This window comes from Shinella sp. JR1-6, assembly GCF_004284735.1.
GTDB lineage: Bacteria > Pseudomonadota > Alphaproteobacteria > Rhizobiales > Rhizobiaceae > Shinella.
Map to the genome: position 1 here is coordinate 111,268 of NZ_SHMI01000007.1, position 19,781 is coordinate 131,048.

At 65.8% G+C, this 19,781-nt stretch carries 16 protein-coding genes; 8 read left to right on the plus strand and 8 right to left on the minus strand.

The window, feature by feature from the left end:
- Positions 1–75 precede the first annotated feature (75 nt).
- From EXZ48_RS14865 to otsA, 7 genes are all read left to right on the plus strand, one after another.
- The gene (locus EXZ48_RS14865) at positions 76–972 is read left to right on the plus strand and encodes a LysR family transcriptional regulator (protein ID WP_130516695.1); all 897 of its coding nucleotides are present in this window, start codon (positions 76–78) and stop codon (positions 970–972) included.
- Between the two features lie 22 nt (positions 973–994).
- On the plus strand, positions 995–2,197 hold the full coding sequence (locus tag EXZ48_RS14870) for an adenylate/guanylate cyclase domain-containing protein (protein ID WP_023514599.1): 1,203 nt from the start codon (positions 995–997) through the stop codon (positions 2,195–2,197).
- A gap of 86 nt (positions 2,198–2,283) precedes the next feature.
- On the plus strand, positions 2,284–3,129 hold the full coding sequence (locus tag EXZ48_RS14875; RefSeq protein WP_130516697.1) for a hypothetical protein: 846 nt from the start codon (positions 2,284–2,286) through the stop codon (positions 3,127–3,129).
- A gap of 84 nt (positions 3,130–3,213) precedes the next feature.
- Positions 3,214–3,804: a 3'-5' exonuclease gene (locus EXZ48_RS14880; protein ID WP_130516699.1), complete on the plus strand. Its 591-nt coding sequence runs from the start codon at positions 3,214–3,216 to the stop codon at positions 3,802–3,804.
- Positions 3,805–4,020: 216 nt separating this feature from the next.
- On the plus strand, positions 4,021–5,130 hold the full coding sequence (locus EXZ48_RS14885) for an efflux RND transporter periplasmic adaptor subunit (RefSeq protein ID WP_130516701.1): 1,110 nt from the start codon (positions 4,021–4,023) through the stop codon (positions 5,128–5,130).
- 3 nt (positions 5,131–5,133) lie between these two features.
- Complete coding sequence (locus tag EXZ48_RS14890; RefSeq protein ID WP_130516703.1) at positions 5,134–8,283, plus strand: efflux RND transporter permease subunit; 3,150 nt, start codon at positions 5,134–5,136, stop codon at positions 8,281–8,283.
- 220 nt (positions 8,284–8,503) lie between these two features.
- A complete protein-coding gene (gene otsA / locus EXZ48_RS14895) occupies positions 8,504–9,988 on the plus strand; it encodes an alpha,alpha-trehalose-phosphate synthase (UDP-forming) (protein WP_130516705.1) in 1,485 nt (494 codons plus the stop codon).
- 27 nt (positions 9,989–10,015) lie between these two features.
- Here the strand turns inward: otsA and EXZ48_RS14900 are convergent, their stop codons facing one another.
- Genes EXZ48_RS14900 through EXZ48_RS14915 form a run of 4 tightly spaced genes read right to left on the minus strand, consistent with a single transcriptional unit; the run spans position 10,016 to position 14,946 of the window.
- Positions 10,016–11,026 carry a histone deacetylase family protein gene (locus EXZ48_RS14900; protein ID WP_130516707.1) on the minus strand — a complete coding sequence of 337 codons (1,011 nt, stop codon included), beginning with the start codon at positions 11,024–11,026 and terminating at the stop codon, positions 10,016–10,018.
- A gap of 1 nt (position 11,027) precedes the next feature.
- Positions 11,028–12,113, minus strand: a complete 1,086-nt coding sequence (locus tag EXZ48_RS14905) for an ABC transporter ATP-binding protein (protein ID WP_130516709.1) — start codon at positions 12,111–12,113, stop codon at positions 11,028–11,030.
- 21 nt (positions 12,114–12,134) lie between these two features.
- On the minus strand, positions 12,135–13,571 hold the full coding sequence (locus EXZ48_RS14910; RefSeq protein WP_130516711.1) for an amidase: 1,437 nt from the start codon (positions 13,569–13,571) through the stop codon (positions 12,135–12,137).
- A 10-nt stretch (positions 13,572–13,581) separates the two neighbouring features.
- The gene (locus tag EXZ48_RS14915; RefSeq protein WP_130516713.1) at positions 13,582–14,946 is read right to left on the minus strand and encodes an aminotransferase; all 1,365 of its coding nucleotides are present in this window, start codon (positions 14,944–14,946) and stop codon (positions 13,582–13,584) included.
- 187 nt (positions 14,947–15,133) lie between these two features.
- On the opposite strand from EXZ48_RS14915, the gene EXZ48_RS14920 reads away from it, so the two are divergent.
- Entirely contained in the window at positions 15,134–15,811 is a 678-nt protein-coding gene (locus EXZ48_RS14920; protein ID WP_130516715.1) for a GntR family transcriptional regulator, read from the plus strand.
- 19 nt (positions 15,812–15,830) lie between these two features.
- Here the strand turns inward: EXZ48_RS14920 and EXZ48_RS14925 are convergent, their stop codons facing one another.
- The 4 genes from EXZ48_RS14925 to EXZ48_RS14940 all read right to left on the minus strand — a co-directional run bounded on the left by EXZ48_RS14925 (position 15,831) and on the right by EXZ48_RS14940 (position 19,781).
- The gene (locus EXZ48_RS14925) at positions 15,831–16,574 is read right to left on the minus strand and encodes an SDR family NAD(P)-dependent oxidoreductase (protein WP_130516717.1); all 744 of its coding nucleotides are present in this window, start codon (positions 16,572–16,574) and stop codon (positions 15,831–15,833) included.
- 82 nt (positions 16,575–16,656) lie between these two features.
- Entirely contained in the window at positions 16,657–17,460 is an 804-nt protein-coding gene (locus tag EXZ48_RS14930) for an ABC transporter permease (protein ID WP_130516720.1), read from the minus strand.
- A 3-nt stretch (positions 17,461–17,463) separates the two neighbouring features.
- On the minus strand, positions 17,464–18,750 hold the full coding sequence (locus tag EXZ48_RS14935; RefSeq protein WP_130516721.1) for an ABC transporter permease: 1,287 nt from the start codon (positions 18,748–18,750) through the stop codon (positions 17,464–17,466).
- Entirely contained in the window at positions 18,735–19,781 is a 1,047-nt protein-coding gene (locus EXZ48_RS14940) for an ABC transporter substrate-binding protein (protein ID WP_130516723.1), read from the minus strand. The genes EXZ48_RS14935 and EXZ48_RS14940 overlap by 16 nt, the downstream gene beginning before the upstream one ends.

Genomic DNA, 19,781 nt, shown 5'->3' on the forward strand with positions numbered 1-19,781 from the left:
AGGACGGTTGTAGCGCGACCCATCTGATGAGATAATCGCGTAAGTTCTCGTCGATCTACTGAGCATGATTCATCAATGAGCCGGATTTCCCCTGCCGATCTGCTGCCGTTCCTGGCGATCGCCCGCCACAGGAGCTTTCGCCGCGCCGCCGACGAACTCGGCTGCACCGCCTCTGCCCTCAGCCATTCGCTGAAGGGTCTGGAGAGCCGGCTGGATCTGCGCCTCTTCAACCGCACGACGCGCAGCGTCGCGCTGACGGAGGCCGGCGAGCGGCTCTTGTCGCGCATCGCCCCGGCCTTCCGCGACATCGACGACGCGGTGGACGATCTCGACGAATTGCGCGGTGCGCCGATCGGCCGGCTGCGCTTCAACACGGCGCGCGCCTCGGCAAGGATGGTGCTGCTGCCGCTCGTCGCGCAGTTCCTGAAGACGCATCAGCGCATCAGCGTGGAGATCGCCATCGACAACGACTTCGTCGATGTGGTCTCCGAGGGCTTCGATGCGGGCGTGCGCTTCGGCGAGGTGATCGCGAAGGACATGATCGCCGTGCCGCTCGGGCCGCGCCAACGCAGCGCCATCGTGGCGGCGCCGGCGCTTTTCGAACAGCATCCTGTGCCCCTGACGCCGGAACAGCTGCGCGGCCTTCCCTGCATCGGCCTGCGCTTCGGCTCTGGACGGCTCTATGCCTGGGAGTTCGAACGGGGCGGCGTGGAGCTTTCCGTCGAGGTGGAGGGGCCGCTCGTCGTCGGCGACCAGGACCTGATGGTGGACGCCGCGCTGATGGGCGCCGGCATCGCCTATGCGTTCGAGGACCAGGTGAGCGAGCATATCCGCGCCGGCCGGCTGGTGCGGGTGTTGGAGGACTGGTGTCCCTACTACAAGGGGCTCTATCTTTATTATCCGAGCCGCCGGCAATTGCCTGCCGCGCTCAGGGCCTTTATCGATTTTGCCCGGCAGGCACACCGCGCCTGACCTGATTTGCGGAGTATCGCCATTGGACCCTCAAGAGATCGGCAATGTCGTGGACTGGCTCGTGCAACAGGGCCTCGACGGTCTGGATGAGACCGAGCTGATCACTGCCTTCTGCCATCGGCTCGGCCGACTGGGCATCGAACTCGAGCAGGCAGCGATCTTCATCGACACGCTGCATCCCGTGCTGGAATCGCAAGGTTATTTCTGGGACGTCGCGGACGAGGCGAGTGCGGCGCGCCGCGACTTCTCGCGCCTGGACGCAGAGCGCAACGAGCCGCAATGGCGCGCAAGCCCGTTCTTCCACATGCTGGAAAACGAGCTCGGCGAGTTGCACATCAACCTTACCGAAAAGAGCAACTACACCTTTCCGGTGCTCGAGGACCTGCGTGCAGAGGGCCACACCGATTATTTCCTCCAGCTCCACCGGCTGGGCGAGGCGATCGGCGAGGTCGATGGCCTGTTCTCGCGCTGGTCGACGAAACGGCCGGGCGGTTTTTCCGCCGAGGACATCGCCTGCCTGCGGCGCACGGTGCCGGCCTTCGCGCTGGCCGTGAAATCCACCGCGTTCCGCCGCATGACCAGCGCGCTCGTCGAGGTCTATCTCGGACGTGACGCCGCGCGACGGGTGCTCAAAGGCCGCATCGAGCGCGGCAAGGTCGACAGCATCAAGGCCGTGCTGTGGTTCTCCGACATGCGCAACTACACCGCGCTGTCGGAAAGCGTGCACAGTGGCGACCTGATCGCCATGCTGGGCGATTATGCCGAGGCGGCCATCTCCGCCGTGCACGCAGCCGGCGGCGACGTGCTCAAGCTGATGGGCGACGGCACGCTCGCCATCTTCAACCACGCCGACCCGCAGGAGGCCGCCGCCGCCAGCCTCAAGGCCTGGTATGATCTCGCCAGCCGCGTCGAGGCGCTGAACGCCCGGCGGCAGGAGGCGGGGCTTGCCACCACGACCGTTCATGTCGGGCTGCATATCGGCGAGGTGTTCTACGGCAATATCGGCAGCAACGATCGGCTGGACTTCACGGTGATCGGCCCGGCGGTCAACGAGGCCTCGCGCATCGTCGCCGCCAGCCGCAAGGTCGGCCGCCAGCTTTTGATCTCCAACGACCTTCTGAGCCTTCTGCCGGTGCTGGAAGCCAGCGCCTTCGAGGATCTCGGCGCATTTCGCCTGAAGGGCGTGAAACGCAAGAAGCGGCTGCATGCGCCGAGGAGGCCATGACACGGCCGGCCGGCAAATTGTGCCGCCGCAATGCCGCCTGTATGCTCCCCGAAACGATCGAACCTCCTCTTGCCGCGGATGACCCGATGACGCTGCCGTCCCCATCTTTCACCCTGCCGCTCGCGCTGGCGGCACTGGCCGCCACCCTCCTCGCCGTCAGCGCGCCGGCTGCCCGGGCGGCACCGGATGCCTGCATCGTCCAGGGAGCCACGATCATCGAGAGCGCCTATCCGACGGCAGCACGGAGCGCCGACGGGACGTTCGTAGTCGATGGCGCGATCATCCGGCTGCCGGAGCAGAACGACAGCGACGCCCATGCCGTGGTGTGCCGTACCTGGCCGTCGCAGCCCGCGCTGACCCTCGTCGCGGTGCCGCTGATGACCCGGCAGGCCGACGACGGAAACGAGGGCGACATCGAGCTCCTCGTCGTGGACAGCAAGAAGGCGACGGTCCGGCAGCGATTGCGGCTTCCCGGCCTGATGACCGATGACGCGCTCTATGTCTCCAGCGTCGCCCTCGACACGGCATTCTATCGCCTCGCATCCAGGAAGATCGCCTTCGGCCTGCGGCTTTCCCTCCAGGGTAGCTCGCGTCCCAATCCCTTCGGTGAAACGACGCTGTGGCTCTTCCTCGTCGACGACGGCAAGCTCCGGCCCGTACTGGACAACATCGTCGTTTCGAGCAACCGGGGAGAATGGGACACAAATTGCGCCGGCGAGTTCGAAAACACCGAGCGCACCCTCTCGATGGAGCCGTCGCCACAATCGGCCATAGCCGACATCGTCGTGAGCGAGACGACCACGACGACCGTCAACGTCGCCGGCAAGGACGGGGCCTGCCTCGACACCGAGACGGCGGCAACCGCCACCCACCGGCTCCGCTACGACGCTTCCGTCTACCGTGTTCCCAAGGCGCTTTCCCGGATGGAATAGGACGGCCCCAGCCTTTGCCTTTTGCCGAATCACCCCGGCGCCGCTAGAGCATGCGCGGATATGCACAAACGGCCGGAGCCATTCTTGAAGACCATCGCAATCGATTTCGAGACCGCCAATGAGCAGCGCGCCAGCGCCTGCTCGGTCGGCCTCGCCTGGATCGAGGACGGCCGGGTGGTGCGCGTCGAGGAGCGGCTGATCCGGCCGAAGACGATGCGCTTCTCCTCCTTCAACATCGCCATCCACGGCATCCGGCCGGACCATGTCGAGGATGCCGGCGAATTCCCGGAGGTCATGGACGAATTCGCCGACGACTTCCGGAACGCCACGATGATCGCCCACAACGCGGCCTTCGATTTCAGCGTCTGGCGCGCCTGCCTCGACCAGTACCGGCAGAGCTATCCGGAGCTGCACTATCTCTGCTCGGTGAAGATGGCGCAGAAGGTGTGGCCGGATCTCGGGTCCCACAAACTCGATGTGCTCGCCGCCCATCTCGGCCTGACCTTCGCGCATCACAATGCGGCCGAGGATGCCGCGGTCTGTGCGCAAGCCGCACTCTCGATCGCGCGCTCCCTCAAGGTGGAACGCGTGCAGGATGTGCCGGCCCGGATCGGCATGAAGGCGGGGCGCCTGTTTGCCGGCGGCTACGAGGCCTGCACCTGCCGCAAGGCCTGACGGGCGACCCCGTCCCGGGCTTGCCGACGATGCCGTTTTTCGCCTTGCAAAAGCCCGTATCTGGTTGAAAGAAAGGGCCGCACCGCTGCAAAACGGGGCGCCCCGTACTATCGCCAAAATTTTTTCTATCGTCGCTTTTCATTCCTGGATTGTACGCAGTCGGAACTCTACGTACCGGTCCAACACCGTCATCGTCGGCTGTTATTCGGAGCAACAATGTTCGCACGCAACAAGGCATGGTCCAGCGCGGCCGGGGCCGCATGGCTTTTGATCGCCGTCGCCATCAACGGGCCGCACGCCGCCCGGGCAGAGACGTCGGACGCATCCACCCCGCCGCTGGAACTGGCCGGCGTCGACGTCACGCGCGTCGAGCCGCGCGACATTGCCAGCGACGTGCGGATCTCGGGCTCGCTCACTCCGATCCGCCGGTCGACACTCGCCGCCCGCGTCGCCTCGACGATCGTCGAACTGCCCGTCAAGGTCGGCGATGTCGTCAGGAAGGGAGATCTTCTCGTCCGCTTCGACACGCGGGCGCTCGAATCCACCCTGACCGTGCGCCGGGCTTCGGCAGAGGCCCTGGCCGCACAGCTGCAGCTTGCCGAATCCGTCCTGCGCCGCACCACCAACCTCGGGCAGAGCGGCGCCTCCACGGAGGCGGCTACCCTGGAGGCCGAGGCGAATGTCGCCAATCTCGCGGCCCAGCTTCGCTCGAAACAGGCCGAGATCGCGGATGCCGAGCGCGACCTCGCCGACGCGGAGGTCCGCGCCGTGTTCGACGGCGTCGTCGCCTCGCGGCCCGTCGAGCAGGACCAGACGGTGGCGCTCAACACGGAACTCCTCACCATCGTCGATCTCTCCAGGATGGAGGTGGATGCGGGCGTGCCGACCAGCCGTATTCCCATGGTGCGGATCGGCCAGCCGGTCGAGCTCAATGTCGAGGGTTTTCCAGACAGGACCTTCTCTGGAGCGGTCACGCGCATATCGCCCACCGCCGTCGCCGGCTCGCGGGCCGTGCGGGTCTTCCTGGCGATCGACAACAACGACCGGACGTTGAAGGGCGGCATGTTCACGACGGGCATCCTCAAGGTCGACGAACGCAAGGGCGTCATCGCCCTGCCGAATGCGGCGATCCGCCAGGACCAGACGGGCAGCTTCGTGCTCAAGGTGACGGAAGGCGTGCTGCGCCGCCAGCCGGTCGTGCTGGGCACCGCGTGGACGGACCGGGGCCTCGTCGAAGTCTCGGGGCCTGCGGCCGGCGACGTCGTTGTTTCCGCACCGCTTCCGGCACTGGAAGCGGACATGCCGGTCGTCGTCGAGGGGCTGTAAGCGATGTTCCTCACGCGCATCAGCGTCCGCCACCCCGTCTTCGCCACCATGATGATGGTGACGATCCTCGTCATCGGGTTGTTCGCCTATTCCCGCCTCGGCGTCGACCAGTTCCCCGAGACCGACCTTCCCATCGTCGTCGTCACGGCGACCTATACCGGCGCCTCGCCCTCGACCGTCGAAAGCGAGGTTTCCCGCCCGATCGAGACTGCGTTGAACACGATCGGCGGCATCGACACGATCATTTCCGAATCCTACGAGGGCCGCTCCGTCGTCGTCGTGCAGTTCGAGCTCGACGTGGATTCGCAGGTCGCCGCCCAGGAGGTTCGTGACCGCGTTGCCCGGCTGGAGGCGAGCTTTCCCGATGCGGTGGACACGCCGCAGGTCACCCGCTTCAATCCGGACGACGAGCCCATCCTCTCCATCGCCGCGTCCTCGTCGAAGCGCACGCTTTCGGAAATCACCACGCTCGCCAACCGCGTGATCACCAACCGGCTCAGCGTCATCGCCGGCGTCGGCCAGATCTCGCTGGTCGGCGGCAGCGAGCGCCAGGTGCTCGTGATGGTCGATACCGACCGCCTCGAAGCCTATGGCATCGCGGTCACATCGGTCATGGATGCCATCCGCAAGGAGAACCAGGACCGCGCCGCCGGCACGCTGATATCGGGCATCAACCAGCGCATCGTCACAGTCGAGGGCCGCGTTCCTGACGTGACGGGCTTCAACAGCATCATCGTGGCGCAGAGCGGCGGTTACCCGGTCTATCTGTCCGATGTCGCGACGATCCTGGATGTCGGCGCCGAGGTGACGAGCCGCGCCACCTATCAGGGTCTGCCCTCGCTGGGGCTCGACGTCGTCAAGGTGCAGGGCGCGAATACGGTGGAAGTGGCGGCGGAACTGCGCAAGGAGATCGCGGCGCTGAATGTCGAGCTCGCCCCCGAGGGCGTCGAGTTGAAGGTGACGCGCGACAATTCCCGCCCCATCGCCGCACAGGTCGACGAAGTCCAGCGCACGCTGGTCGAGGGGGGCATACTCACCGTGGTGATCGTCTTCCTGTTCCTCAATTCCTGGCGCTCGACCGTCATCACCGGGCTGACGCTGCCGATCTCGGTGATCGGCACCTTCGCCCTCATCTATGCGCTCGGCTTCACACTCAACACCATGACGCTCATGGCGCTGTCGCTGTCGATCGGCATCCTGATCGACGATGCGATCGTCGTGCGCGAAAACATCACGCGCCACCTGCATATGGGCAAGAGCCATGTGGATGCCGCGCTCGACGGCACGAACGAGATCGGCCTTGCCGTTCTCGCCACCACGCTCTGCATCGTCGCGGTCTTCCTGCCCGTCGCCTTCATGGGCGGCCTCATCGGCCGGTTCTTCCTGCAGTTCGGCGTGACCGTCGCCGTCGCGGTGCTCATCTCGCTCTTCGTGTCCTTCACGCTCGATCCGATGCTGTCGAGCGCCTGGTACGATCCGCAGTCCGAGGTGAACGCGAAGCGCGGCTTCCTCGGACGGCTGATCGCACGGTTCGACCGCTGGTTCGACCGGCTTGCCGACCGCTATCGCCGGCTCATCCGCTGGACCTTCCGCTATCGCAAGACGACCGTCTTCGTGGTCATCGCGCTGTTCTTCGCAAGCCTGATGCTCGTGCCGCGCATCGGCGCGGAATTCCTGCCCCCGGCCGACCAGGGCGAGGTCTCCATCGCGCTGAAGGCCAATGAGGGCGCGTCGCTGGACTACATGGCGGCGAAGGTCAGCCAGGTCGAGCGGGCGCTGCGCGAGTTCGACTATGTCGACACCATCTACTCCACCGTCAATGCCGGCGGGGCACGCGGCTTCAACGAGGCGACGGTGGCCGTCCAGCTCAAGCCGAGCGACGAGCGCTCGGTGACGACGGCGGCCAGCATGGAGCCGTTCCGAAAGCGCCTTGCCTCCATTGCCGGCCTTGAGGTCTCCATCGGCCAGAACACCGGCATGGGCTCGTCGGAAAAGCCGCTCCAGCTTTCCGTTCTCGGCGACGGCGAGGCGGAGCTGCGCCGCATCTCCACCGAGATCACCACCGCCCTCGCCGCCATTCCGGGTGCGACCGAGGTCGAATCGTCGATCGAGAACAAGCGCCCGACGCTTGCCGTGCGGATCCGGCACGAGGCGGCAAGCGATCTCGACGTCTCGATCGCGGCCATCGGCGATACCCTGCGCCCGCTCGTGGCGGGCGATGCCATCTCCGTCTGGAATGCGCCCGACGGGGAGACCTACGATGTCGTGGTGCGCCTGCCGGCAACGGGCCGGCGCGATGCCGCGCAGCTTCGCGACCTCACCATCGCCACCGGCCGGACGGACGAGGACGGCAAGCCGATCACCGTTCTTCTCGACCAGGTCGCCGACGTCATCGAAAGCACCGCGCCGGACGCCATCACGCGCAAGGACCTCTCGCGCGAGATCCGGATCAAGAGCAATATCGAGGGGCGGGCGCTCGGCGACGTGACGGAGGATCTGAACGCCGCCATCGCCAAGATGCAGATCCCGGCGGGCTACCGCATCAGCTTCGGGGGCGACGCCGAAAACCTCGAGGAGAGCATGGGTTATGCGCTCCAGTCGCTCGCTCTCGCCGTCATCTTCATCTACATCATCCTTGCCTCGCAGTTCGGGTCCTTCCTTCAGCCGGTCGCCATCATGATGACGCTGCCGCTCTCGCTGATCGGCGTGCTGATCGGCCTTCTCGTCACCGGCTCGACGCTCAACATGTTCTCGATCATCGGCTTCATCATGCTGATGGGCCTCGTCACCAAGAACGCGATCCTGCTCGTCGATTATTCCAACCAGGGCCGGCGGGAAGGCAAGAGCCTTCAGGACAGCCTCGCGGATGCCGGCGCGGTGCGCCTGCGGCCGATCATCATGACGACGCTGGCGATGATCTTCGGCATGCTGCCGATGGCCATCGGCCTCGGCGAGGGCGGCGAGCAGCGCGCCCCGATGGCCCATGCCGTCATCGGCGGCCTCATCTCCTCCACGCTTCTGACGCTCGTCTTCGTGCCCGTGGTGCTGACGCTGCTCGATCCGGTCGGAACGCGCGTTTCCGGATGGTTCCCCAAGGGCCCCCGCCACAGGGAGCGGCAGGCCGAAGAGGACGCCTCGCTCCAGCAATCCTGAACTCTGCCGACTTCGGAGACCCCGAACACCTCCGGGACAGGCCGGGCATGCGCCCGGCCACGAAAAACCAGCCGGGGCGGAGGGAACCTTCGCGCCGCTGGACGGTTTACGCTGCGTTGCGAAAAGTTCGCTGGCGCCGTTCGCTGGCGCAAAATCCCTCTTTTCAGGGTTCGACGCGCCCCTGCAATGGGACGTGCGGCCCCAAAGGTGTAGTGAATTCATGGCTCGTCTCGTCGTCGTTTCCAACCGCGTTCCCATTCCCGACAAGAGCGGCACCGCTCCTGCCGGAGGGCTGGCGGTCGCCCTTCAATCGGCACTCGAAGCGCGCGGCGGGCTCTGGCTCGGCTGGTCCGGCCGATCCTGCGCGGACGATGCGGTCGGGCCGCTGCAGATGCAGAAGGAGGGCAATATCGAATACGCCCTCACCGACCTCACGGAACGCGATGTCGAGGAATACTACCAGGGCTTTGCAAACCGGGTGCTCTGGCCGATCTGCCACTACAGGCTGGACCTTGCCGAATATGGCCGGCGCGAGATGGCCGGCTATTTCCGCGTGAACCGCTTCTTTGCAAGCCGCCTCCTGCCGCTCATCGAGCCGGACGACCTGATCTGGATCCACGACTATCATCTCATCCCGCTGGCCGCCGAGCTGCGCCGTCAGGGTGTGACCAACCGGATCGGCTTCTTCCTGCACATTCCCTGGCCCGCACCGGACGTCTTCCATGCCATGCCGGTGCACGAGGCACTTCTGACGAGCCTGACCGCCTATGACGTGCTCGGTTTCCAGACCGAACATGATCGCGAGAACTTTGCCGACTGCCTGTCGCGGCACGACCTCGCCGTCCGTCTGGATGCTTCGCGCTTTGCCACCGATGGGCGCGCCTTCACCGCCCGGCCCTATCCGATCGGCATCGAGACGGAAGAATTCGCCGCGCTGGCGAAACGGGCGGCACAGACCGCGCTGCACAAACGCATGCTGCAGAGCCTCGACGGCAAGCAGTTGATCATCGGCGTCGACCGGCTCGACTATTCCAAGGGCATCACCCAGCGCATCGATGCGTTCGAATCCTTCCTGACCCGCCATTCCGACAGCCAGCGCAAGGTGACGCTGCTGCAGATCACACCGAAATCCCGCTCCGAAGTACCGGAATACGAGGCGATGCAGCGGGCCGTCGCGGAACAGGCCGGTCGCGTCAACGGCGCGCTCGGCACGGTCGACTGGGTGCCGATCCGCTACGTCAACCGCTCGCTGCGCCGGCCGGCTCTCGCCGGGCTCTACCGCATGGCCAAGCTCGCCCTGGTCACGCCATTGCGCGACGGCATGAACCTCGTCGCCAAGGAGTTCGTGGCGGCGCAGAGGGAGGAAGATCCCGGCGTCCTGCTGCTCTCCCGTTTCGCCGGCGCCGCGCAGGAGCTGAAGGAGGCCGTGCTCGTCAACCCCTACGACGTCGAGGGGACCGCGGAAGCCATCGCCCGAAGCCTCGCCATGCCCCTGGAGGAGCGGCGGGAGCGCTGGAGCGCCATGATGACGACGCTGCGCGCCAACGACGTCTTCACCTGGTGCGACACGTTCCTCGAGGATCTCGCCGCCAAGCCCGTGCAGAAGGCCCGCCCCGCCTCTGTCTCGACACCCGTCAGGACGTCCGAGGCCCGCACGCAGCCCCTGCGGAAGGCAATGTCGACACCGGTCGCGCGCTGGTCGTAGACGTCCGTTCCCGGGTGATGGCTTTGCTCAGCCATCACCCGTGAAAGCGGAGAGGAACCGGGTGGCGACCTGTTCCAGGGTCGCCAGATCGTATCCGCCCTCCTGCACCAACAGGACCGGCAAATCGAGCTGTCCGAGCCGGTTACCCATCGTCCCGAAGGCATCGGCAGTCAGCTGGAGGCCCCGGGCCGGATCGCTCGCCAGCGCGTCGAAGCCGAGGGAGATGACCAGCGCCGCGGGCCGGTGGGCGAGCGCGGCGTCGAGGCAGGCCGTGAATGCCATGAGATAGGCCGCATCGCCGGTTCTTTCCGCAAGGGGGTGGTTCAACGTGAGACCCGGGGCTGGTTGCCCCCCGGTCTCGTCGGAAAAACCGGTGAGATGCGGATAGTAGCCGGCCGGGCTGCGGTGCAGGGAGGCGAAGAAGACGTTTGGATCCTCCCAGAAGATATCCTGCGTGCCGTTGCCGTGGTGAACGTCGATATCGATGAGGCTTACCCGCCCGAGCGATGTAGCAAGCGCCCGTGCCGCAATGGCGGCATTGTTCAGATAGGTCGCGCCGCCGCCGAAGTCGCGACCGGCATGATGGCCCGACGGCCGGCAGAGCGCATAGGCCCGCCGTTCCCCCGCACGGATGAGCGCAGCGGCGGTAAGCGCCACCTGCGCCGCCCAGTATGCGGCCTGCCATGTGCCCTCGCCAAGAGGGGTTATCTGATCCCGCAGATGATACCCCGCCTTGGCGATCGGCGACCAGTCCGGCCGATAGGCATCGGGACGGGTTTCGAAGATGGCGGGCGCGAGCGGCCCGTGCTCCGTACCTTCCGATGCCGCAAGAAAGTCGAGATAACGGCCCGTATGGACGGCCGCGAGCGGTGCGCTGCCATGATCGACGGCATCGAGCACCGCAAGCCCGGCACGCCGCACCGCCCGCAAGAGTGCATCGAGACGGGCGGGCACGTCCCGGCTCGGCCGGGCGACGCCGCCTTCGACGACGGTGCCCGGGCTGTGCAGCCGGTGCCGGTCGCAATAGACCGCCTTCATGTCAGGCCGGGATCAAAACGGCGTCGCGGCTGTTCCAGCCGAGCGAAATGGCCTGCGCCGGCGCGATATCGCTGCCCGTGCCCGCATTGGGGATCTTGGCGACAATCGTCGCATTCTCCCCGAAGCGGACATGTACCCGGCGGTGGTCGCCGAGATAGATGACCTCGTCGACCGTTCCGGAAAAGCGGTTTGCGCAGGCGGCGGCCTGGTCGACATAGAGCCGTTCCGGACGCAGGGAGACGATGACGGGCTGGCCCTTCGAAAAGGCCGTGCTGCTGGAAACGCTGATGACCTGCCCGTCCTCCGTGCGCACGCCGTATTCGCCGCCGTCGCTGCTGCTGACGATCTTGCCGGTAAACCGGTTGTTCTCGCCGATGAAGCCGGCGACGAAGGCCGTCGCGGGACGCTCGTAGAGCTCGCTCGGCGGCGCAAGCTGCTCGATCCTGCCGGCATTGAACACGGCGACGCGGTCGGACATGGTCAGCGCCTCGGACTGGTCGTGCGTGACATAGACGACGGTGATGCCGAGGCGCTCGTGGAGATGCTTGATCTCGAGCTGGAGATGTTCGCGCAGGTTCTTGTCCAGCGCGCCGAGCGGTTCGTCCATCAGCACCACATCCGGCTCGAAGATGATGGCACGGGCGAGCGCGATGCGCTGCTGCTGCCCGCCGGAGAGCTGGGTCGGCTTTCTTTCGCCCATCGCCCCCATCTGGACCATGTCCAGCGCCCTTCGGACGCGGCCGGCCCGCTCTCCCTTCGCGATCTTGCGCACCCGCAAGGGATAGTCGAGGTTTTCGGCGACCGTGAGGTGGGGAAAGAGCGCATAGTTCTGGAACACCATGCCGATGTTCCGGCGATGCGGCGGCACCGCTTCCAGCGACCGTCCGTCGATCCGGATGCTGCCGGAACTCGGCGCCTCGAAGCCCGCCAGCATCATCAGGCTCGTCGTCTTTCCCGAGCCGGACGGCCCGAGCATGGTCAGAAACTCACCCTTCGCGATGGTGAGGTTGAGATCATCGACCACGAGGCTGCGGCCGTCGTAGCTCTTGTCGATGTTGAGAAATTCGACGTAGTTGGAGGATGACATTCTGGTTCCCCTTTTTATCTGTCATTCAGCCGCGTGGACGGCGGGGCGGCGCTGCGCCCAGGGGCGCGCCTCTTCCAGTTGCGCCGCGAGTTGAAGCAATGTCGCCTCGTCGTCGAACCGGCCGGTGAACTGCGTACCGACGGGCAGGCCGTCGGCCGTCCAGGAGAGCGGCATGCTCATTGCCGGCAGGCCCGCCATGTTGGCGAAGGTCGTGAAGGCGAGAAACTCGAGAAAACGCTCCATGACCGCCTCTCCGCCATGCCTGTCGGCATCGAAATGGCCGAGTTCCGGCGGTGGCGTGCCAAGCGTCGGGGTCAGCCACACGTCGATGTCGAGCAGGAAATTCGCCAGCGTCCTGCCCATCGTGTGGAACCAGTTGAGATCGACGAGATAGTCGGCCGCCGAAATCCGCGAGCCGATACCGTAGAGATACTGGTTGAAGCTCTCCACCTCGCCCACGAGCACAGACGGGTTCTCGCCGCGATTTCGCGCCAGCGCGGTGATCGCGCGTGTCGCCGTCATCGCCCAGAACCGCTTGTAGAGAGTGCTGTAGGCCTCCCCATCGATCGTCGGCGTGCATTCCACGACCTCGTGGCCGAGGCTTTCGCAAAGGCGCGCCGTGTCGATCGTCGCCGCGACGCAGTCGGGATCGACCGCGGTGCCGAGCAGGGAGGCCGTGGTGAAGCCGATGCGCAGGCGGCGCGGCTTCATCCGGATCGCATCGACATAGCGACCCGAGGGGGACGGTGCCGTGTAGGGGTCGCCGGGCATCGAACCCTGTGTGGCATCAAGAAGGGCGGCGCTGTCGCGCACGCTGCGGGAGAGGACATGTTCGTTCACGATCCCGCCCGTGCTGTCGCCGAGATCCGGCCCCAGCGTGATGCGCCCGCGCGAGGGTTTCAGTCCGAAGACGCCGCAGCACGACGCGGGGATGCGAATGGAACCGGCACCGTCGCCGCCATGTGCCGCCGGCACGATGCCCGCCGCCACCGCCGCGCCGGCGCCGCCGCTCGAACCGCCGCTCGACCGCGCGACGTTCCAGGGATTGCGCGTCGGGCCGAACAGCTTCGGCTCGGTGGTGCCCAGCGTGCCGAACTCACACAGGTTGGTCTTGCCGAACGTGCTGAGACCGGCCGCGCGGTAGCGGCACATCAGCTCGCTGTCCCGGGCGGGCACGAAGTTCCGGGTCAGCCGGGAGGCGCCGGTGGTCGGCACGCCCTTCATGTGACAATAGAGGTCCTTCACCAGGAACGGCGCCCCGGCAAAGAGGCTGTCCTTGCCCGCCTGCGCGGCTTCCGCACGCCCTTCGTCATAGAGCGGGGCGATGATGGCGTTGATCGCGGGGTTCACCTTTCCAGCACGCCGGATGGCCGCCTCGACCAGCTCCCCGGCCGTGACCTGCCCCGACTTTACGAGATCCGCCTGCGCGGTGAGGTCCAGATTGACAAAATCATCCATCGTCACGCCCTCACGCTGCAAGCCGGGCGGCGGCATCGTCGAGCGCCGCCGCTATCCCGTCGACGAGCTGGTCGACTTCCTCAAGCGTCATGACGAAGGGCGGACAAATCGAAATGACGTCGCCCATGTTGCGGATCATGACGCCGTGCGCCCGGCAGCGCTGCTCGACAAGCGCGCCGACCTTCAAGGCCGGATCGAAGGGTGCGCGGCTTGCCTTGTCGGCCACCAGCTCGATGCCGGCAAGGAAACCGGTCCCCCTGACCTCGCCGACGAGCGCATGGCTCGCAATCCGCGCGTCGAGCGCGGCGAAGAGCCGACGGCCGAGTTCGGCGGCCCGGCCCGGGGCATCCATTTCCTGATAGATGCGCAGCACATCCGCCGCCACCGCGGCGGTGACCGGATGGCCGGAATAGGTGAAGCCGTGGCCGAAGACCCCGATGCGGTCGGCCTCGTCGGCGATCGCCTGATAGATGGGATCGCCGATCACCGCCGCGGCGATGGGCAGGTAGCCGGAGGACAGTCCCTTGGCGACCGACATCATGTCCGGAACGAAGCCGCAGGCCTCGGACCCGAACCACTTTCCGGTTCGCCCGAAGCCGGAAACGACCTCGTCCGCAAGAAGCAGGATGTCGTGCTTCGTCAGAAGCTGCCGCAGCGCCGGGAAGTATCCCGGCGGCGGCGTGACGACACCGCCCGCCCCCATGATCGGCTCGGCGATCATCGCGGCGATGGTTTCCGGCCCTTCCGCCTCGATCAGGGTTTCCAGCGCAGCGATCAGCCGGGCGCAATAGGCCTCCTCGCTCTCGCCCGGCAGGGCGTTGCGATAATAGTGCGGCTTCTCGGTATAGATCACGTTGAGACCCGGCATGTTGAAGCTCTCGTGCATGTGCGGCAGCCCGCCAAGGGCCGCCCCCATGATCGTGCTGCCGTGGAAGGCGCCCTTGCGGCTGATGATCTTGCGCTTGCCGGGCTTGCCGCGTGCGACATTGTAGTACCAGGCGAGCTTGACCATCGTGTCGTTGGCTTCCGAGCCCGAATTCACGAGGAAGACCTTGCTGCCCGGGATGGGGGAAAGCGTCGCGATCTGCTCGACGACATCGACCGTCGGGTCGTTCGAGCGGTGATTGAACGTGTGGTAGGTGGCGAGCCTGCGCATCTGGCTCGCCGCCACATCCGCAAGACGCTCGTTGCGAAAGCCGAGCGAGGCGCACCACAGGCCTCCCATGCCTTCGAGATAACGATTCCCCATCTCGTCGACGACGTAGCAGCCCTCCCCCGCCGTGATCACCAACGGGCCTTCGGCCTCGTGCCTGCGCGGGTTGGTCTGGGAATGGAAGTGGTACGCCATGTCGCGCGCCCGCAGCGAGTTGTGCAAGGTAGCCTCCGGAACCGTGTTTGCTATTTTATAAGTTATAAGTTATCAGAAAACGCATGCAAGCGAATTTCACCGGAGACGGGAAACTTTTTGCGGCGTCCCACCGTCGCGTCGAGCGATAAGATATAAGCGATTGGCGGCCCCCAGCATTTCAGCTAGAGCTGCAACAAAGATCAGGAGAAGTCCCATGAGCGTTATGGAGATGCAGCCCGGCGAAGCGGGCAGCCTGTCCGCCCGGATCTACAACAAGGTGCGGGAAGGCCTCATCGTCGGCAACTTCGCGCCGGGCGACCGCCTCCTCATGCAGGATCTCGCAGAACAGCTCGGGACCAGCGTCACGCCGGTGCGCGAGGCCTGCCTGCGGCTGGTCAGCGAACAGGCGCTGGAACTGCGCTCCGGCCGGTTCGTCACGGTGCCGGACCTCAGCCGCGCCCGCTACATCCAGATCAAGCTCATCCGCATGGCGCTCGAAGGGATGGCGGCAGAACATGCCACCGACCACGTGACCGCGGCCGATCTCGCGCAGCTCGAAGACTTCCACGCCGCCTTCGTGAAGAACGAAAAGGCCGGCAATCTGGAGGCGGCGCGCTCCGCCAACCGGGCCTTCCACTTCGGTGTCTACCGCCTCTCGCGCATGCCGATGCTGGTCGGCCAGATCGAGAGCATGTGGGTCTCGATGGGGCCGATCCTCAATGTCTACTACCGGGAAATCCCGCACGGCTATACCGGCGCGGAGGAACACGACCATCTCATCGAGGCGCTCAGGGTCGGCGACAAGAAGAAGGCCCGCCTGGCCATCGAGAACGATATCCAGCGGGCCTCGCCCAGTCTCCTGCAGTACTTCGAGGAACGCGGCGCCGCGTGAAACCGGCGCCGGAGAAATCTCAGACCTGCGCGATGCGCGGGGTGCGCAGGCCGGCGGTTTCCCCGCCGTCCACGGTCACCACCGTGCCGTTGACATAGGTCGACTGATCCGACAGCAGCCAGGCGACGACATCCGCCACCTCCTGCGGGGCGCCGAAACGGTTGGCGGGGATGCGCAGTTCGAGCTGTTTCTTGCGCAGCGCGTCGCTCATGATCTTGCCCATCATGCGCGTTTCGATCTGGCCGGGGCAGACCGCGTTGAAGCGCACCTCCTCGCCGAACTCCAGCGCCAGCGCCTGGGTGAGGCCGATGACGGCAGCCTTCGACGCGCAGTAGACGGCAAGCCCTTCCTCGCCGGTCTTTCCGGCGATGCTGGCGATGTTGACGACCGATCCTCTGCCGCGCCGCAGGCCTTCCAGCGCATGGCGAATGAAAAGGAACGTGCTGCGGGCATTGACCGCCAGTACCTCGTCCCAGTCGTCCTGCGTGGCGGAAGCGAAGGAGATGCGCTTCGACATGCCGGCATTGTTGACGAGGCCCGAAAGCGCGCCCCCGCCAAGGTCGAGCGCCCGGTCGATGACGCGCCGGCAATCCTCCTCGCGGCTGACATCGCCGGGCACGAAGGTGACACTGGGAGCGATATCCTCGAGCGCCCTGCCTGCCTCGGCATCACGGCCCGTCGCCACCACGCGGGCGCCGTCCGATGCAAGCTTCTCCACGCAGGCTCGCCCTATCCCGTGCGTGGCACCTGTCACGATGATCATTTCCAGTCACTCCACAAAGCATGTCCAGCCGGAGCGACAACGCTCCGGCATCGACTGATAAAGTAAAACAAGGTTCCGGCACCTAGCTGTTGCCGGTCGAACGGTGCGCCGCCGCGCGCTTCTGGGCCAAGGCCCCGCCCCCCATCAGGACGATGGAGATGATCACGAGCAATGTCGACATCGCCAGGATAGACGGATCGATATTGTCCCTGAGGCCATCGAACATCTGGCGCGGCAGCGTGCGCTGGCCCGGACCGCTGATGAAGAGCGCGACGACGACCTCGTCGAACGAGAAGACGAAGGCGAAGAGCGCGCCCGAGATGACGCCCGGCGCGATGAGCGGCAGCGTCACCGTGCGGAAGGCATGGACCGGGCTCGCACCGAGGCTCGCCGCCGCCCGCACGAGGTTCATGTCGAAGTTCTTCAGCGTGGCGGTGACCGTGATCAGCACGAAGGGCACCGCCAGGACCGCATGGGCGAGAACGAGACCCAGGAAGGACGCGACGAGGCCCAGCTTGGCGAAGAAGAAATACATGCCGACGCCGCTGATGACGACGGGTACGATCATCGGCGAGATCACCACCGCGAGGATCATCGACCGGGCGGGAAGCCGGCCGCGCGACATGCCGAGCGCCGCCAGCGTGCCCAGCACCGTCGATACCAATGTCGCGCCGGCGCCGATGATCAGGCTGTTGAGGAGCGCCGACATCCAGGGCTGCGGCTGCAGGATCTTCTCGTACCATTGCAGCGAAAAGCCTGGCAGCGGATAGGACAGGAAGTTGGCCGAACTGAAGGAGATCGGGATGATCACGAGCGTCGGCCCGATCAGGAAGATCATCGCGAGGCAGCAGAAGGCGATCTGCACGCGTCTCAAGGCAACAGGCATCTCTCACTCCATTCCGACGATGCGGCCGATGCCGACGATCCGCCCGACAACCGCGTAGAGCGCGAGGATGCAGGTCAGAAGCAGGACGCCGAGCGCGGCGGACATGCCCCAGTTGATCGTGGTGTTGGCATAGAAGGCCACGAAGTAGCTCAGCATCTGGTCCGATGCGCCACCGACGAGGGTGGGCGTGACGTAGTAACCGGCGGAGATGATGAAGGTGAGGAGACATCCCGCGCCGACGCCCGGCAGCGTGAGCGGCAGATAGACCCTGAGAAACGTCGTGACGGGTCCGGCACCCAGCGAAGCGGAGGCTTTGACATAGGACGGCGAGATGCCCTTCATGACGCTGACCAGCGGCAGCACCATGAATGGCAGCAGGATATGCACCATTGCGATGTAGAGGCCGGTCCGGTTGAACACGAGTTCGAGCGGTGCATCCGTGATGTTCAGCGCCTGAAGCAGGCGGTTCACTACCCCCTCCTTCTGCAGGATGACGATCCAGGCACTCGTCCGGACCAGAAGAGACGTCCAGAAGGGCAGGAGCACGCAGGCCAGCATGATCGCCGAGAACCGGCCGCCGATGGCGACGATGGCATTGGCGATCGGGTAGGCGACGAAGAGGCAGATCACCGTGACCAGCGCGCTGATCGTCAATGTCCGCATCAGCGTCGAGAGGAACAGCCGCTCCTCCGGCGGAGCCATCTGCACACCGCCGTTCTCGCCGGGACGCAGGTCGACGGCCGAGAGCAGGTAAAAGGCCGTCAGCGGCGCGCCGTTGCGCTGGATGACCCGCCAATAGGCCGGGTTGTCCCAGTTCCCGTCGATGGCGAGCAACTGGGCCTTTGCCGGCGCCTCTGGTGCCTTGCGGACCGTTCGGACCGTCTTGGCGAGAAGGCTGCGAAACCCGGTGATCTCGTAGTTCAGCCGGCGGCCCGCCTCCGCCATGATCTTGGGATCAGCGCCTGCCCGGATATCGGCGACCAGCGCCTCAAAGGCCGCATCGGACGGCGTATCGCGCCCGTCCCAGTCCTCCAGAGAGGAAAGCGTCGCCGGAAACGCAGTGCGGACCTCGGGATTGTTGATGGCATGGAACAGCATGGTGCCGAGCGGCAGCACGAAGGCAAAGACGATGAAGGCGACGAGAGGACCGATCAGGACGAGGCTGACGATCGTCTGCCGCCGCCTGTCGGCGCGAAAGCCGGTGGCAAGGGCGGAAACCCGCCCTTGCTGGCCGTCGGCCGCGCCGATGCGCGGCCGCAGGAGAACATCCGACGTCATTGCGCGCGCCATGTCGCAAATCTCGCCTCGAGCGCCTCGCCGTGGTCGGCCCAGAACTCCGTGTCGAGCGCCACCGCCGCGGTCATGTTCGCCTCGGTCGTCGGAAGGTCCTTGGCGATCTCCGGCTTGACGCCGCGAATGGCCGCGAGATTGGTAACGCCATAGGCGATATGCTGCGGGAAGGTCGCCTGGGCGCTCTCGGTCGAGGCGAAGGCGATGAACTTCTCCGCATTCTCCCGGTTGGGCGAACCCTTCACGATGCCCCAGTAGTCGATGCCGAAGACCTGACCGTCCCAGATGAGGGCGAAGTCCTTGCCGGAGGCATTCGCCGCCGCGACGCGGCCGTTGAAGGTCGCCGTGGCGACGACGTCGCCGGCGGCAAGACGCTCGACGGATTCCGCGCCCGTCGTCCACCAGAGGATCGACGACTTGATCTCATCGAGCTTGGCGAAGGCACGGTCCTGGCCCTCGTCCGTCGCAAGCACGTCATAGACCTCGTCCTTGGTAACCCCGTCCGCAAGGAGCGCGATTTCGAGGGTCATCTTCGCCGTCTGGCGGAACCCGCGCTTGCCGGGCCATTTCTCGACATTCCACAGGTCGGCCCAGTTCTTTGGCCCATCCGCCAGCTTCGCCTTGTCATAGCTCGGCACCATGGACCAGACGAAGGCGCCGACACCGCAATCGCTGTAGGCTTCGGGAATGAAGTCCTCCCGCTTGCCGATCCTGCTCCAGTCCAGTTCCTCGAAAAGACCTTCGGCGCAGCCCGACAGGAGCGTGTTCTGCTCCACCTGCATGACATCCCAGGAAACGCTGCCGCTGTCGACCATGGCACGCACCTTGGCCATCTGCCCGGAATAGGAATCTTCCGTCAGCGCCACGCCTGACGCCGCCGCGAAGGGTTCGAAAAAGGCCTTGCGCTCGGCGTCCTGCAGCACGCCGCCGGCCCCGACGACAGTCAGTTTGCCGGCATCGGCAAAGGCGGCGGAAGCCCCCGCCAGGACGGCGAGCATGCCCAGCCCGCCAAAAAACCCACGATAGGTCAT

Excerpts from the sequence above, each read along its gene's own strand:
- EXZ48_RS14890 (WP_130516703.1), top strand. The coding sequence starts at position 5,134 with ATGTTCCTCACGCGCATCAGCGTCCGCCACCCCGTCTTCGCCACCATG.
- otsA (WP_130516705.1), top strand. The coding sequence starts at position 8,504 with ATGGCTCGTCTCGTCGTCGTTTCCAACCGCGTTCCCATTCCCGACAAG.
- EXZ48_RS14925 (WP_130516717.1), bottom strand. The coding sequence starts at position 16,574 with ATGATCATCGTGACAGGTGCCACGCACGGGATAGGGCGAGCCTGCGTG.
- EXZ48_RS14935 (WP_130516721.1), bottom strand. The coding sequence starts at position 18,750 with ATGGCGCGCGCAATGACGTCGGATGTTCTCCTGCGGCCGCGCATCGGC.
- EXZ48_RS14940 (WP_130516723.1), bottom strand. The coding sequence starts at position 19,781 with ATGACCTATCGTGGGTTTTTTGGCGGGCTGGGCATGCTCGCCGTCCTG.
- EXZ48_RS14910 (WP_130516711.1), bottom strand. The coding sequence starts at position 13,571 with ATGGATGATTTTGTCAATCTGGACCTCACCGCGCAGGCGGATCTCGTA.
- EXZ48_RS14930 (WP_130516720.1), bottom strand. The coding sequence starts at position 17,460 with ATGCCTGTTGCCTTGAGACGCGTGCAGATCGCCTTCTGCTGCCTCGCG.
- EXZ48_RS14905 (WP_130516709.1), bottom strand. The coding sequence starts at position 12,113 with ATGTCATCCTCCAACTACGTCGAATTTCTCAACATCGACAAGAGCTAC.
- EXZ48_RS14900 (WP_130516707.1), bottom strand. The coding sequence starts at position 11,026 with ATGAAGGCGGTCTATTGCGACCGGCACCGGCTGCACAGCCCGGGCACC.
- EXZ48_RS14920 (WP_130516715.1), top strand. The coding sequence starts at position 15,134 with ATGAGCGTTATGGAGATGCAGCCCGGCGAAGCGGGCAGCCTGTCCGCC.
- EXZ48_RS14865 (WP_130516695.1), top strand. The coding sequence starts at position 76 with ATGAGCCGGATTTCCCCTGCCGATCTGCTGCCGTTCCTGGCGATCGCC.
- EXZ48_RS14875 (WP_130516697.1), top strand. The coding sequence starts at position 2,284 with ATGACGCTGCCGTCCCCATCTTTCACCCTGCCGCTCGCGCTGGCGGCA.
- EXZ48_RS14885 (WP_130516701.1), top strand. The coding sequence starts at position 4,021 with ATGTTCGCACGCAACAAGGCATGGTCCAGCGCGGCCGGGGCCGCATGG.